General features: G+C 59.1%; 13 protein-coding genes. 10 read left to right on the top strand and 3 right to left on the bottom strand.

From position 1 onward, the window contains the following. Nucleotides 1-129: 129 nt before the first annotated feature. Both VD17_RS12050 and VD17_RS12045 read left to right on the top strand, forming a co-directional pair. A complete protein-coding gene (locus VD17_RS12050) occupies nt 130-1,479 on the top strand; it encodes an NCS2 family permease (RefSeq protein ID WP_046054012.1) in 1,350 nt (449 codons plus the stop codon). A gap of 79 nt (nt 1,480-1,558) precedes the next feature. Then, nucleotides 1,559-2,185, top strand: coding sequence for a LysE family translocator (locus VD17_RS12045; RefSeq protein ID WP_008146144.1), 627 nt, complete (start codon nt 1,559-1,561; stop codon nt 2,183-2,185). A gap of 177 nt (nt 2,186-2,362) precedes the next feature. On the opposite strand, the gene uraH is transcribed toward VD17_RS12045, so the two are convergent. After that, on the bottom strand, nt 2,363-2,716 hold the full coding sequence (gene uraH, locus VD17_RS12040) for a hydroxyisourate hydrolase (RefSeq protein ID WP_008146146.1): 354 nt from the start codon (nt 2,714-2,716) through the stop codon (nt 2,363-2,365). A gap of 433 nt (nt 2,717-3,149) precedes the next feature. Between uraH and puuE the strand changes: the two genes are divergently transcribed. The 8 genes from puuE (at nt 3,150) to VD17_RS12000 (ending at nt 11,256) form a co-directional block, all read left to right on the top strand. Further along, complete coding sequence (gene puuE / locus VD17_RS12035) at nt 3,150-4,076, top strand: allantoinase PuuE (RefSeq protein ID WP_046054011.1); 927 nt, start codon at nt 3,150-3,152, stop codon at nt 4,074-4,076. Beyond that, complete coding sequence (gene uraD, locus VD17_RS12030; protein WP_046054010.1) at nt 4,073-4,588, top strand: 2-oxo-4-hydroxy-4-carboxy-5-ureidoimidazoline decarboxylase; 516 nt, start codon at nt 4,073-4,075, stop codon at nt 4,586-4,588. The genes puuE and uraD overlap by 4 nt, the downstream gene beginning before the upstream one ends. 88 nt (nt 4,589-4,676) lie before the next feature. Then, a complete protein-coding gene (alc, locus tag VD17_RS12025) occupies nt 4,677-5,672 on the top strand; it encodes an allantoicase (protein ID WP_033057158.1) in 996 nt (331 codons plus the stop codon). Nucleotides 5,673-5,791: 119 nt separating this feature from the next. Next, complete coding sequence (locus tag VD17_RS12020; protein WP_046054009.1) at nt 5,792-6,295, top strand: ureidoglycolate lyase; 504 nt, start codon at nt 5,792-5,794, stop codon at nt 6,293-6,295. A 50-nt stretch (nt 6,296-6,345) separates the two neighbouring features. After that, nucleotides 6,346-7,647, top strand: coding sequence for a urate hydroxylase PuuD (locus VD17_RS12015; RefSeq protein WP_046054008.1), 1,302 nt, complete (start codon nt 6,346-6,348; stop codon nt 7,645-7,647). Between the two features lie 137 nt (nt 7,648-7,784). Beyond that, entirely contained in the window at nt 7,785-9,137 is a 1,353-nt protein-coding gene (locus tag VD17_RS12010; RefSeq protein ID WP_046054007.1) for a nucleobase:cation symporter-2 family protein, read from the top strand. A 171-nt stretch (nt 9,138-9,308) separates the two neighbouring features. Then, nucleotides 9,309-10,094: an outer membrane protein OmpK gene (locus VD17_RS12005; protein ID WP_046054006.1), complete on the top strand. Its 786-nt coding sequence runs from the start codon at nt 9,309-9,311 to the stop codon at nt 10,092-10,094. A gap of 376 nt (nt 10,095-10,470) precedes the next feature. Next, on the top strand, nt 10,471-11,256 hold the full coding sequence (locus tag VD17_RS12000) for an outer membrane protein OmpK (protein ID WP_033057162.1): 786 nt from the start codon (nt 10,471-10,473) through the stop codon (nt 11,254-11,256). A gap of 123 nt (nt 11,257-11,379) precedes the next feature. Here VD17_RS12000 and VD17_RS11995 read toward each other — a convergent pair whose 3' ends face one another. Both VD17_RS11995 and VD17_RS11990 read right to left on the bottom strand, forming a co-directional pair. Next, nucleotides 11,380-12,552, bottom strand: coding sequence for a patatin-like phospholipase family protein (locus VD17_RS11995; protein WP_046054005.1), 1,173 nt, complete (start codon nt 12,550-12,552; stop codon nt 11,380-11,382). 34 nt (nt 12,553-12,586) lie between these two features. Next, nucleotides 12,587-13,519 (bottom strand): lipid A biosynthesis lauroyl acyltransferase, encoded by a 933-nt coding sequence (locus VD17_RS11990; RefSeq protein ID WP_046054004.1) that lies wholly within the window; start codon nt 13,517-13,519, stop codon nt 12,587-12,589. Nucleotides 13,520-13,527 lie beyond the last annotated feature (8 nt).

Here is a 13,527-nt window from a genome sequence, read left to right as displayed (position 1 = left end):
AAGCATAATCCACTTCGTGCGAGTTCCTGACCAAGCGGTCAACAAATTCGCAAGCACCTCAAAGGGTCGCTGCCACCCTCATGGGTCCGGCCCTGGAAATAACAATAAAACTCTTGAGGAGTACTCGCTGTGGAAAGCCGCAAATCCGAAGCCCCGACGCTGGAACTCTCGCCACCATTACGCAATGGTTGGCTGGAGCGCATCTTCAAACTCAGCTTGCATGGCACCACGGTGAAGACCGAGTTGATTGCCGGTCTGACAACCTTCATCACCATGGCCTACATCATCTTCGTCAACCCCAACATCATGGCCGACGCCGGGATCGATCACGGTGCCGCGTTCGTCGCCACCTGCATCGCCGCCGCGCTGGGTTGCCTGTTGATGGGTCTGTACGCCAACTGGCCGGTCGGCCTGGCGCCGGGCATGGGCCTGAACGCCTTCTTCACCTACACCGTGGTCGGTACCATGGGCTACAACTGGGAAACCGCCCTTGGCGCGGTGTTTGTTTCCGGTGTGTTGTTCATGTTTCTGACCTTTTCCCGGATCCGCGAATGGCTGCTCAATAGCATCCCGGTGAGCTTGCGCTTTGCCATGGGCGCCGGTGTGGGTCTGTTTCTGGGGCTGATTGGCTTGAAAACCGCGGGCATCGTGGTCGACAGCCCGGCCACCCTGATCAAGCTCGGCTCCCTGCGCGAACCTGGCCCGCTACTGGCAGCCATCTGCTTCCTGATGATCGCGGTACTCAGCTACCACAAAGTGTTTGGCGCGATTCTCATCAGCATCATCACCGTTACCCTGGCGGGTTGGGGCCTGGGCCTCGTGCACTACGAGGGCATCATGTCCGCCCCGCCGAGCCTGGCACCGACCTGGATGGCCATGGACATCGCCGGCGTGTTCAACGTCAGCATGATCAGCGTGGTGCTGGCCTTCCTCTTCGTGCACATGTTCGACACCGCCGGCACCCTGATGGGCGTCGCCCAGCGCGCCGGCCTGGTGAACGCGGATGGCAAGATCGAAAACCTCTCCCGTGCCCTGAAAGCTGACAGTGCTTCCAGCGTATTCGGTGCAATGGTCGGTGTTCCGCCGGTCACCAGCTACGTGGAAAGTGCCGCGGGTGTAGCCGCTGGTGGTCGGACTGGTCTTACCGCCGTGACCGTAGGTGTGCTATTTATTGCGGCAATGTTTTTCGCACCGCTGGCTGGCATGATTCCCGCTTACGCAACCGCCGGTGCGCTGATTTATGTGGCGATGCTGATGATGGGCGGCATGGCGCACATCGAATGGGACGAAGCGACCGACAGCATTCCGGCGATCGTTACCGCGATCATGATGCCGCTGACCTTCTCGGTCGCCGACGGCATCGCGCTGGGCTTTATCACGTATGTGGTGCTGAAAGCCTGTACCGGTAAGCACAAGGAAATTTCCGTGAGTTTGTGGGTGCTCTGCGCGATCTTCATCGCCAAGTTCATTTTCTTGTAAGCCGTCTACGTTTCAAAAACAGTGTTTCAAAACAGCCTCACCCCGTCGGGTGAGGCTTTTGTGCAAATGGAGGAAAGTGATGAGTCTGGAAACCTGGCTGCTGTTCAGCGGCGCTGCGCTGGTGGTAATCCTGATCCCGGGGCCACTGTCTTTGCTGATGATCAGCAACAGTCTGAATTACGGTTTGCGTCGTTCTTACCCGGCGTTTCTGGGGGGCGTGATTGCGTCGATCTGCTTGCTCAGTGCGTCGGCGCTGGGTTTGGGCGCCTTGCTGCTGGCGTCGGAACAGTTGTTCAGTGCCTTGAAGATCGTCGGGGCGCTGTACCTGTTCTATCTGGCCTGGCAGAGCTGGCAGCAATCGCGTCAGCCCTCCCACGGCGCTGAAGTGCCCCAGGCTGCGCCAGTGCCACGCTTTCGCGCACTGTTCGGGCGCGCCTTCATGTTGGGCGCCAGCAACCCGAAAGACATTCTGTTCTTCGCCGCTTTCCTCCCGCAGTTCCTCAGTGCCGAGCAGCCGTTCCTGCCGCAGTTGCTGGTAATGATTGCGACCTGGACCGTGCTGGATTTGCTGTGCAAGTTGGCTTATGGGCTGGGTGCCCATGGTGCGGCGCGGTATCTGCGCAGCGGCAAGGGGCAGAGCTGGTTTAACCGGGTGAGTGCGGGGTTGTTCAGTGGTGCGGGCGCTGCGTCTCTGTTGAGCCGCTAAGAGCAAAAGATCGCAGCCTCGTTGCACTCGACAGCTCCTACAGGGGGAATGCGTTTCCATGTAGGAGCTGCCGAAGGCTGCGATCTTTTGACTTTTCTACAGGCAAAAAAAAGCCCGCAGTGTGAGCGGGCGAAAGACCAAAGAAGCTATATGCACAGGATTTTTGGGGGGAAAGTCCTAGCTTCCTCTGTAGGTCGAATAGCTGTAAGGCGAAATCAGCAACGGCACGTGGTAGTGATCCTGTTCCGCAGAGATGCCAAAACGCAGCACCACCACATCCAGAAACGCCGGTTCCGGCAGCTGAACGCCACGGGCGCGGTAGTAATCGCCCGCATGAAACTGAACCTGATAGACCCCGGAACGGTAGTCATCACCTTGCAGCAGCGGTGCATCGACACGGCCGTCGCTGTTGGTTATCGCAGTGGCGACCAATTCCAGCTGCGAACCTTCAACGCGATACAACTCGACCTTGATCGAGCTGCCCGGGCAACCATGTGCAGCGTCTAAAACGTGAGTAGTCAAACGTCCCATTGATTCTGCGCGCCTGCCTGCGTGGAGCAGTCAGACCTCGCGCCTCCCGAAGTCAGTTGAAAAGGAGACCGCACCGATTCGGAGCACGAAACGCTGCGGCGAGCGACTGATTAAGACACTTTTCATAAAAATTGTACACAATAAAAACGAGATTTTTAGCGCTATGCCCGTCATTCAGGGATTCCCGGCGAATCTGCCACCGAGCCATAGGATCAAAGGACCTTCCATCCATTAGCTGACCAATCAGGCAGGTTTCTTGCAATAACATGTGAAGATGACCGTCAGTGAAAAATGCAAAAAAACAGGCTTACAAAGTGAATATAAAGTTGTATACAATCAGCCCATCGCTGTGACGCCAGCCTGTCATCAAACCGCCAGGCCGCCACACAACCCTGACCTTGAACAAGTCGAACGAATAAGAAGGAAGACTGCAGTGAGCGCTGACTACCCACGCGACCTGATCGGTTACGGCAGTAACCCTCCTCACCCACACTGGCCGGGCAATGCCCGCATCGCCTTGTCCTTCGTGCTCAATTACGAAGAAGGCGGCGAGCGCAATATCCTGCACGGCGATAAAGAATCCGAAGCCTTCCTTTCGGAAATGGTCTCGGCGCAGCCGCTGCAAGGCGCGCGCAACATGAGCATGGAATCCCTTTACGAGTATGGCAGCCGTGCCGGCGTCTGGCGGATTCTGAAACTGTTCAAGGAATTCGACATTCCGCTGACCATCTTCGCCGTCGCTATGGCCGCCCAGCGTCACCCGGACGTGATCCGTGCGATGGTCGATGCCGGCCACGAGATCTGCAGCCACGGCTATCGCTGGATCGACTACCAGTACATGGACGAAGCGCAGGAACGCGAGCACATGCTCGAAGCGATCCGCGTCCTCACCGAAATCACCGGCGAGCGCCCACTGGGCTGGTACACCGGCCGCACTGGCCCGAACACCCGTCGTCTGGTGATGGAAGAAGGCGGTTTCCTCTACGACTGCGACACCTACGACGACGACCTGCCCTACTGGGAACCGAACAACCCGACCGGCAAGCCGCACCTGGTGATTCCGTACACGCTGGACACCAACGACATGCGCTTCACCCAGGTCCAGGGTTTCAACAAGGGCGACGACTTCTTTGAATACCTCAAAGACGCATTCGACGTGCTGTACGCCGAAGGTGCCGACGCACCGAAGATGCTGTCGATCGGCCTGCACTGCCGTCTGATCGGCCGTCCGGCGCGTCTGGCCTCGCTCAAACGCTTTATCGAATACGCTAAAAGTCATGAACAGGTGTGGTTCAGCCGTCGCGTCGACATCGCTCGCCACTGGCACGAAACCCACCCGTACCAAGGGGCCGCGAAATGAGCCACTTCCAAACCCTGAAGCCCTCGACCCTGAGCCGCGACGCGTTTGTCGCTGCCTTCGCCGACATCTACGAACATTCGCCATGGGTGGCCGAGAAGGCCTTCGACCTGGGCCAGGACGCGTCGATCGACCAGATCGAAACCCTGCACCAACGCATGAGCGACATCCTGTTGAGCGCCGATCACGAAAGCCAATTGGCACTGATCAACGCCCACCCGGACCTGGCCGGCAAAGCCGCCGTCCAGGGCCAGCTTACCGCAGCCAGCACTGAAGAACAGTCTGGCGCGGGTATTCACCAATGCACGGCCGAAGAGTTTCAACGCTTCACCGAGCTGAACGACGCCTACAAAGCCAAGTTCAAGTTTCCCTTCATCATGGCGGTAAAAGGCAGCAACCGGCATCAGATCCTCGCGGCGTTCGAAACGCGCATTCACAACCCGGAAGACACCGAGTTCAAATGCGCGCTGGCGGAGATCAACAAGATCGCCCTGTTCCGATTACTGACCCTATAGCGAGCTTTGCCCGAGTGCTCTCAAACGCACACAGCACCCAGGGCACTGCAAGCATCCCAAGCCAACTTATTAAAGGCAGACAAGAAGAATGAAAGCTTACGCCGTACCTTTCGAGAAGTTCGTCAACCTGGCCGACGCCCGCCTGGGCACCAAAATCATCTCGGTCACCGATGACTGGTTCGCTGATGCCAACCGCCTGTTCCAGCCGACCCCGGCTGTGTGGAAGGAGGGCGTGTTCGATGACAACGGCAAGTGGATGGACGGCTGGGAGTCGCGCCGCAAGCGCTTCGAAGGCTACGACAGCGCCGTGATCCGCCTGGGCGTACCGGGTTCGATCAAAGGCGTGGACATCGACACTTCATTCTTCACCGGCAACTTCCCGCCGTCGGCTTCTCTGGAAGCGTGCTTCCTGGCCTCGGGCGAGCCAGACGACAACACCCAGTGGACTGAAGTGCTGTCCGCCGTCGAGCTGCAAGGCAACAGCCACCACTACCACGAAATCAACAACGACCAGGCGTTCAGCCACCTGCGCTTCAACATCTACCCGGATGGTGGCGTGGCCCGTCTGCGTGTTTACGGTATTCCGTTCCGCGACTGGTCCGCTGTCGGCGACAACGAGCAAGTTGACCTGGCCGCAGCCCTCAACGGTGGCCGCGCCCTCGCCTGCTCCGACGAACACTTCGGTCGCATGAGCAACATCCTCAACCCGGGCCGTGGCATCAACATGGGCGACGGCTGGGAAACTGCACGTCGTCGCACGCCAGGCAATGACTGGGTCATCGTCGCGCTGGGTCATGCCGGTGAGATCGAAAAAGTCATCGTCGACACCCTGCACTTCAAGGGCAACTACCCGGACACCTGCTCGATCCAGGGCGCCTTCGTGAAGGGCGGCACCGACAGCCAGATCGAAACCCAATCGCTGTTCTGGCGCGAATTGCTGCCGGCGCAGAAACTGGAAATGCACGCAGAACACACCTTCGCCGAGCAGATCAAGGCGCTGGGCCCGATCACCCACATCCGCCTGAACGTGTTCCCGGATGGTGGTGTGAGCCGCCTGCGGGTATTGGGCAAGGTCGCTAAATAAGCGCTGAACCCAATCGCGAGCAAGCTCGCTCCCACATTTGACCGCGTTTCCCTGTGGGAGCGAGCTTGCTCGCGATAGCGTCAGAACAAACAACACAGAACTCGGAAAAGAAGACCAGCATGCGCACATTGACGATTGAACCGCTGACCAAAGAAGCCTTCGCCCCTTTCGGTGACGTGATCGAAACCGACGGCAGCGATCACTTCATGATCAACAACGGTTCGACCATGCGCTTCCATAAACTGGCGACGGTAGAAACCGCTACGCCGGCGGACAACGCGATCATCAGCATCTTCCGCGCCGATGCGCAGGACATGCCGCTGACCGTCAGCATGCTGGAGCGTCACCCGCTGGGCAGCCAGGCTTTCATTCCGCTGCTCGGCAACCCCTTTCTGATCGTGGTCGCGCCACTTGGCGATGAACCTGTATCAGGCTTGGTCCGCGCCTTCGTCACCAACGGCAGGCAGGGCATTAATTACCATCGCGGCGTTTGGCACCATCCGGTGCTGACGATCGAAAAGCGGGATGACTTCCTGGTGGTTGATCGCAGTGGCACAGGCAATAACTGCGATGAGCATTTTTTCAAAGAGGATGAGCGTTTGATCCTCGCCCCCCACCAATAAGAGAAGGTCTGATCACTCGACAACAGAGTGACAGGCGAGAGGTAAAGACTGTGGAAGCACATCTGTTGGAATGGCTGAACCTGAGCGTACGCTGGGTTCACATGATTACTGGCGTGGCCTGGATCGGTGCGTCGTTCTATTTCGTCTGGCTGGAAAACAACCTCAATCGGGTCAACCCGAAAAGTGGTCTGGCGGGCGATTTGTGGGCGATCCATGGCGGCGGTATCTATCACCTGGAAAAATACAAACTGGCTCCACCGACCATGCCGGACAACCTGCACTGGTTCAAATGGGAAGCCTACTTCACCTGGATGTCGGGTATCGCGCTGCTGTGCGTGGTGTTCTACTCCAACCCGACGCTGTACCTGTTGGCTCCGGGCAGCAGCCTGACCGGTCCTGAAGGGGTCGCGCTGGGTATTGCCTCGTTGTTCGTCGGCTGGTTCGTCTACTCCTTCCTCTGCGACTCGGCCCTGGGCAAACGCCCTGCCCTGCTCGGCTTCATCCTGTTCGTGCTGATCATTGGCGCCGCTTACGGCTTCAGCAAAGTGTTCAGCGGTCGTGGTGCGTACCTGCACGTCGGCGCGATCATCGGCACCATCATGGTCGGCAACGTGTTCCGCATCATCATGCCGGCGCAGCGCGCACTGGTTGCCGCGATTGCCGAAAACCGCACGCCGGATCCGGCGCTGCCGGCCAAAGGCTTGCTGCGTTCGCGTCACAACAACTACTTCACCTTGCCGGTGCTGTTCATCATGATCAGCAACCACTTCCCGAGCACCTACGGCAGCCAATACAACTGGCTGATCCTGGCCGGGATCGCGGTGCTGGCGGTGTTGGTGCGTCACTACTTCAACACCCGTCACGACAGCCACAAATTTGCCTGGACCTTGCCCGTTGCGGCCGTGGGCATGATCTGCCTGGCTTACGTGACTGGCCCGGCGCAAATGCCCAGCGCTCCTGAAGTGGCCAAGGCGCCTGGCACCATCGAGTACCAGCCGTTGCCGGAAACTGCCCTCGGTGGTGGTGTGAAACCTGAAACTGCGAAACCTGCTGCGCCTGCCGCTGCACCGGCTCAGGCGTCCAACGCCGGCCCCGGTTTCGACAAGGTGCACAGCGTGATCCAGGAACGTTGCGCGGTTTGCCATTCGGCCAAACCGACCAGCCCGCTGTTCAGTGCTGCACCGGCTGGCGTGATGTTCGATACCCCCGAGCAGATCCGTCAGAACGCGGCGCGCATCCAGGCTCAAGCCGTCACCAGCCAGATCATGCCACTGGGCAACATCACCCAGATGACCCAGCAGGAACGTGACCTTATCGGCGCGTGGATTGTGCAGGGAGCTCCGACCAATTAAGTAGCAAAAGCATCGCGAGCAAGCTCGCTCCCACAGGGATTACGCAGGACCTGTGGGAGCGAGCTTGCTCGCGATTGGCCGCGCCGCGGCCCCCCTGATGCAAAAATCACAAGAATAAAAAAGATCCGAGGTGTTGCATGTCCGAGCTATCCCAAGCGCGCATCCCCGACGCACCCGCCATTCAGCGTTTGCCCCTTTTGCAACTGATCCTGGTTGGCCTGCAACACGTTCTGCTGATGTACGGCGGAGCCATCGCGGTGCCACTGATCATCGGACAGGCCGCAGGCCTGAGTCGTGAAGAAATCGCCTTCCTGATCAACGCCGACCTGCTGGTGGCCGGGATCGCTACCATCGTCCAGTCGCTGGGCATCGGCCCCATGGGCATTCGCATGCCGGTGATGATGGGCGCCAGTTTCGCCGCCGTCGGCAGCATGGTCGCCATGGCCGGCATGCCGGGCATCGGTCTGCAAGGGATCTTCGGCGCAACCATCGCCGCCGGATTCTTCGGCATGATCATCGCGCCATTCATGTCCAAAGTCGTACGCTTCTTCCCGCCTCTGGTGACCGGCACAGTCATTACCTCGATCGGTTTGTCGCTGTTCCCCGTGGCCGTCAACTGGGCCGGCGGCGGTGCTGGTGCCGCGCAGTTCGGCTCACCGATTTACCTGGCCATCGCCGCACTGGTGCTGGCAACCATTCTGCTGGTCCACCGCTTCATGCGCGGTTTCTGGGTCAACATTTCCGTGCTGATCGGCATGTGCCTGGGTTACGTACTCTGCGGCCTGATCGGCATGGTCGACCTGAGCGGCATGGCCCAGGCGCCGTGGCTGCAATTCGTGACCCCGCTGCATTTCGGCATGCCGAAATTCGAACTCGCACCGATCCTGTCCATGTGCCTGGTGGTGGTGATCATCTTCGTCGAGTCCACCGGGATGTTCCTGGCACTGGGCAAAATCACTGGCCAGGACGTCTGCCCACGGATGCTCCGTCGCGGCTTGTTGTGTGATGCCGGCGCCTCGTTCTTCGCCGGTTTCTTCAACACCTTCACCCACTCCTCTTTCGCACAGAACATCGGCCTGGTGCAGATGACCGGCGTGCGTTGCCGCTCGGTGACCATCGTCGCCGGCGGTTTGCTGGTGGTGTTGAGTTTGCTGCCGAAAGCGGCGTTTCTGGTGGCCTCGATTCCACCTGCCGTACTGGGCGGCGCGGCGATTGCGATGTTCGGCATGGTCGCCGCCACCGGCATCAAGATTCTTCAGGAAGCCGACATCGGTGACCGTCGCAACCAGTTGCTGGTGGCGGTGAGCATCGGCATGGGGCTGATCCCGGTGGTCCGTCCGGAGTTCTTCGCCCACCTTCCGCTGTGGATGAGCCCGATCACCCACAGCGGAATCGCCATGGCCACGCTCAGTGCGCTGTCGCTGAACGTGCTGTTCAACATCCTCGGCGGCACCGAACGCGCGGCCATCAACGACTGCCACGCCCACTAAGACAGAAACACACCACCCCCTGTAGGAGCGAGCCTGCTCGCGATGAACCCGAGAACACCGCGTTTATCCAGATAACACGCGTAATCGTTGCCGACCATCGCGAGCAGGCTCACTCCTACAGGGGCCGGGGTTTCCTGCGCCTTGAAAAATAAAAACAAGAGGGAGCAACAGATGATTCGGACACAGACAAACATGCTGTTAGTCGGCGGTCTATTGGCCGCCAGTCAGGCCATGGCCGGCGATGTGCTGCTGTGGCAAACCAACAGCCTGAGCTATCTGTACGGCAAGGATTTCGTGGTCAACCCGCACATCCAGCAGACGATCACCTTCGAACACGCCGACCGCTGGAAGTACGGCGACAACTTCATGTTCATCGACAGCACTTACTACAACGGCGACAAAGACCGAAACAAAGGCGTTCACGCCTATTACGGCGAGTTCAGTCCGCGCCTGTCTTTCGGCAAAATCCTCGACCGCCGTTTCGAATTCGGCCCGATCAAGGACGTGTTGCTGGCCATGACCTACGAGAATGGCGAAGACGACACCGAGGCCTATCTGATCGGCCCCGGTTTCGACCTCGCGGTACCGGGCTTCAATTTTTTCACCTTGAACTTCTACTATCGCCAGACCGAAGGCTCGCGTCCCGGCGACGATGTCTGGCAGATCACGCCGGCCTGGTCCTACACCCTGCCATTGGGCAACTCGAACCTGTTGATCGACGGCTACATCGACTGGGTCGTGGATAACGACCAGAACTCACATGGCACCTATCACGCCAACCTGCACTTCAACCCACAGATCAAATATGACCTGGGCAAGGCCTTGGGCTGGCGGGAGAAACAGGTGTACGTCGGCGTCGAATACAGCTACTGGAAAGACAAATACGGCATCGAAAACAACAGCAACTTCGACACTAATGAGAACACCACCAGCCTGCTGGTGAAGGTGCACTTTTAAGATGGCCCGCAACCGTGCTCCAAACCTGTCGTCGGTGCGCTGTTGCGGGGCACTTGAGACCTGGCCAAGGAGTCAGTATTCTCCGCGGCCGCCCGAATCTGGTCTAAAAAAAAGCCCGGATTTAATTCCTGACCAGAAAGCCAACTTATCCCGGCACTGGACGGTACCAAGGCAACCCAAAACCACTCTCAATCGACTGCTCTTGAGCCGCCGAACGGGAGTTTTTTTGCTTTTCAAAAGCCTTGGCTCAGCTCTTGCTAACAGCACTGAAGCTGACCGATTGGATGATTTTTTACAGCTAAAGAAAAAGGCGCCATACCAGAGCGCCGACCTTAGAAAAATAACGTGGAACCACCTACTTTTTGGGAGCAACCGAATGAAACGTACGTGCACGAGCCTGATGCTGGCGGGATCTTTGCTGGCCGGGGGCCAGGCCATGGCCGGCGACTTGCTGCAATGGCAGAACAACAGCCTGACCTACCTGTATGGCAAGGACTTCCAGGTCAACCCGCGCATTCAGCAGACGGTGACCTTTGAACACGCCGATGGCTGGAAATACGGCGACAACTTCTTCTTCATCGACAAGATCTTCTACAACGGCAAGGAAGACGCTTTCGCGGGTAAGAACACTCACTACGGTGAATTCAGCCCACGCTTGTCGTTCAATAAGATCTTCGACCAGAAATTCGCGTTTGGCCCGGTCAAAGACGTACTGCTGGCCATGACTTACGAGTTCGGTGAAGACGACACCGAGTCCTACCTGATCGGTCCTGGTTTCGACCTGGCGATCCCGGGCTTCGACTACTTCCAGCTGAATTTCTACAATCGTCATACCGAAGGCGACCGTCCGGGTGACAATATCTGGCAGGTCACTCCGGTCTGGTCCTACACCATCCCGGTGGGCGATTCGAACATCCTGATCGACGGTTTCATGGACTGGGTGGTCGACAACGACGTCAACAAAAAAGGCGAATACCACGCCAACCTGCACTTCAATCCACAGGTCAAATACGACTTGGGCAAGGCGCTGAACCTTGGCGAAAAGCAGTTGTACGTCGGCGTCGAGTATGACTACTGGAAAAACAAGTACGGTATTGAAGACAGCCAGGGCTTCAAAACCGATCAGAGCGTAACCAGCTTCCTGGTCAAGGTTCACTTCTGATTTGGCAGTAAGTGGCGTCTGAAAAGACGCCATCGCGAGCAGGCTCACTCCTACAGTTGATCTGAGCAACACTGAAGATCCCCTGTGGGAGCGAGCTTGCTCGCGATGGCCGCACCACCGACCTCAAGCCGAAACCACAGGCTCCGCCAACCCGAGAAACCTGCACAACTCCCCGCGCTTGGCCAACGCATCCCGCCGCCCCAGATCAATCAATTCGCTGCAGTACCCCGCCTCGAACAGCAGATAACTCAGCACCCCCGCCCCGCTGGTCTTGGTCGCCCCCGGCCCGCGCAGAAACAGGCGCAGCGCTGCCGGCAATTCCTGCCGATGCCGCGCCGCAATCTCATCGATCGGCTGACTCGGCGAAATCACCAGCACCTCCACCGGCGCCACACCCAGTGCGCGCGTCGGCGTGCCAGCGGGCATCAGACGACTGAACTGATTGAGCCGCTGCAACAACTCGATGTCGCTTTCCAGGCTGTCAATGAACGTGCTGTTGAGCATGTGCCCGCCGATCTGTGCCAGGCTCGGCTGCTGGCCGGTGTAGGCGCGTTGCAGCGGTTGTTCCGGATCAACGCCGCGGGGGTTGCCGCTGACGCCCACCACCAGCACTCGGCTGGCGCCCAGGTGCAGCGCCGGACTGATCGGTGCCGACTGACGTACCGCGCCGTCGCCGAAATACTCTTCACCGATTTTCACTGGCGCAAACAGCAGCGGAATGGCGGAACTGGCCAGCAAGTGGTCGACGGTCAATTGCGTGGGGACGCCGATTCGCCGATGGCGCAACCAGGCATTGATGGTGCCGCTGCCCTGATAAAAGGTCACCGCCTGACCGGACTCGTAGCCGAACGCGGTCACCGCAACCGCCTGCAACTGCTTCTGTGCAATGGCCTCGGCAATCCCGCTCATCTGCAGTTTGTCGTCGAGCAATCCGCGCAGCGGCGAACTGTTGAGCAAGGCCACCGGCACCTGAGCGCCAATCCCGAGCAAACTGTGGCTGACAAAACGGCTGGCCTGGTGGATCACGCCCGGCCAGTCGCTGCGCAGCACCAGATGACTGCGAAAGCCCTGCCAGAAGGCTGTCAGACGTTGAATCGCACCACGGAAATCCATCGCCCCGCTGGCGAGGCTGACCGCGTTGATTGCGCCGGCCGAGGTGCCGACGATCACCGGAAACGGATTGTTCGCGCCGACCGGCAACAGCTCGGCAATCGCCGCCAGCACACCGACCTGATAAGCCGCTCGAGCCCCGCCGCCGGAAAGAATCAACCCTGTAACCGGTTCAGCAGGACTCATCGCAACACTCCATGGTGCTTATAAGGACGGTGGTTCAACCGCGTTTTGCGTACAGCTTCGGCTCACCCGGGGGACGGCTCTTGAAGCGGCGATGAGCCCAAAGGTATTGCTCCGGGCATTCGCGCAAGACGCCTTCGACCCATTGGTTGATCCGCAGGCAGTCGGCCTCTTCGGTTTCGCCGGGGAAACCTTCGAGCGGTGCATGAATCACCAGTCGATAACCGCTGCCATCCGCCAGACGTTCCTGAGTGAACGGCACCACCAGCGCCTTGCCCAACCGCGCAAACTTGCTGGTGGCGGTGACGGTCGCGGCCTGAATCCCGAACAGCGGCACGAAGATACTTTGCTTGGCGCCATAGTCCTGATCCGGTGCGTACCAGATTGCCCGGCCAGCTCGCAGCAGTTTCAGCATGCCGCGCACGTCGTCGCGCTCCACCGCCAGCGAATCTACGTTGTGCCGCTCGCGCCCCAGGCGCTGGACGTAGTCGAACAACGGATTTTTGTGTTCGCGGTACATGCCATCAATGGTGTGCTGCTGGCCGAGCAACGCCGCGCCGATTTCCAGCGTGGTGAAATGAACGGCCATCAGGATCACGCCCTTGCCGTCGCGCTGGGCTTTTTTCAAATACTCCAGACCTTCGACATGGGCCAGCTTCGCCAGACGCTCGCGCGACCACCACCAGCTCATCGCCATCTCGAAAAACGCGATGCCCGTGGAGCCGAAGTTTTCCTTGAGCAGGCGCTTGCGCTCGGCAGCGGTTTTTTCAGGGAAACACAGTTCGAGATTGCGCTTGGCAATGCGCCGTCTGTCGCCCGCTACTCGATACATCAATGCACCCAGGGCGCGACCGATCGACAGCAACGCCGGATACGGCAGCTGCACAATCAGCCACAACAGCCCCAAGCCACACCACAGCGGCCAGAAACGGGGAGATAGAAATGCTGTTCGAAAACGCGGGCGATCCATTAAAGGTT

Origin of the sequence: Pseudomonas fluorescens, from assembly GCF_000968015.1 — a bacterium.
GTDB lineage: Bacteria > Pseudomonadota > Gammaproteobacteria > Pseudomonadales > Pseudomonadaceae > Aquipseudomonas > Aquipseudomonas fluorescens_W.
Note: the sequence above shows the minus strand (reverse complement) of the source record. Positions and strands in the feature narration are given on the sequence as shown.

Coding starts and splice junctions, on each gene's coding strand:
- VD17_RS12045 (WP_008146144.1), top strand. CDS start 1,559: ATGAGTCTGGAAACCTGGCTGCTGTTCAGCGGCGCTGCGCTGGTGGTA.
- uraH (WP_008146146.1), bottom strand. CDS start 2,716: ATGGGACGTTTGACTACTCACGTTTTAGACGCTGCACATGGTTGCCCG.
- uraD (WP_046054010.1), top strand. CDS start 4,073: ATGAGCCACTTCCAAACCCTGAAGCCCTCGACCCTGAGCCGCGACGCG.
- alc (WP_033057158.1), top strand. CDS start 4,677: ATGAAAGCTTACGCCGTACCTTTCGAGAAGTTCGTCAACCTGGCCGAC.
- VD17_RS12020 (WP_046054009.1), top strand. CDS start 5,792: ATGCGCACATTGACGATTGAACCGCTGACCAAAGAAGCCTTCGCCCCT.
- VD17_RS12010 (WP_046054007.1), top strand. CDS start 7,785: ATGTCCGAGCTATCCCAAGCGCGCATCCCCGACGCACCCGCCATTCAG.
- VD17_RS12005 (WP_046054006.1), top strand. CDS start 9,309: ATGATTCGGACACAGACAAACATGCTGTTAGTCGGCGGTCTATTGGCC.
- VD17_RS12000 (WP_033057162.1), top strand. CDS start 10,471: ATGAAACGTACGTGCACGAGCCTGATGCTGGCGGGATCTTTGCTGGCC.
- VD17_RS11995 (WP_046054005.1), bottom strand. CDS start 12,552: ATGAGTCCTGCTGAACCGGTTACAGGGTTGATTCTTTCCGGCGGCGGG.
- VD17_RS11990 (WP_046054004.1), bottom strand. CDS start 13,519: ATGGATCGCCCGCGTTTTCGAACAGCATTTCTATCTCCCCGTTTCTGG.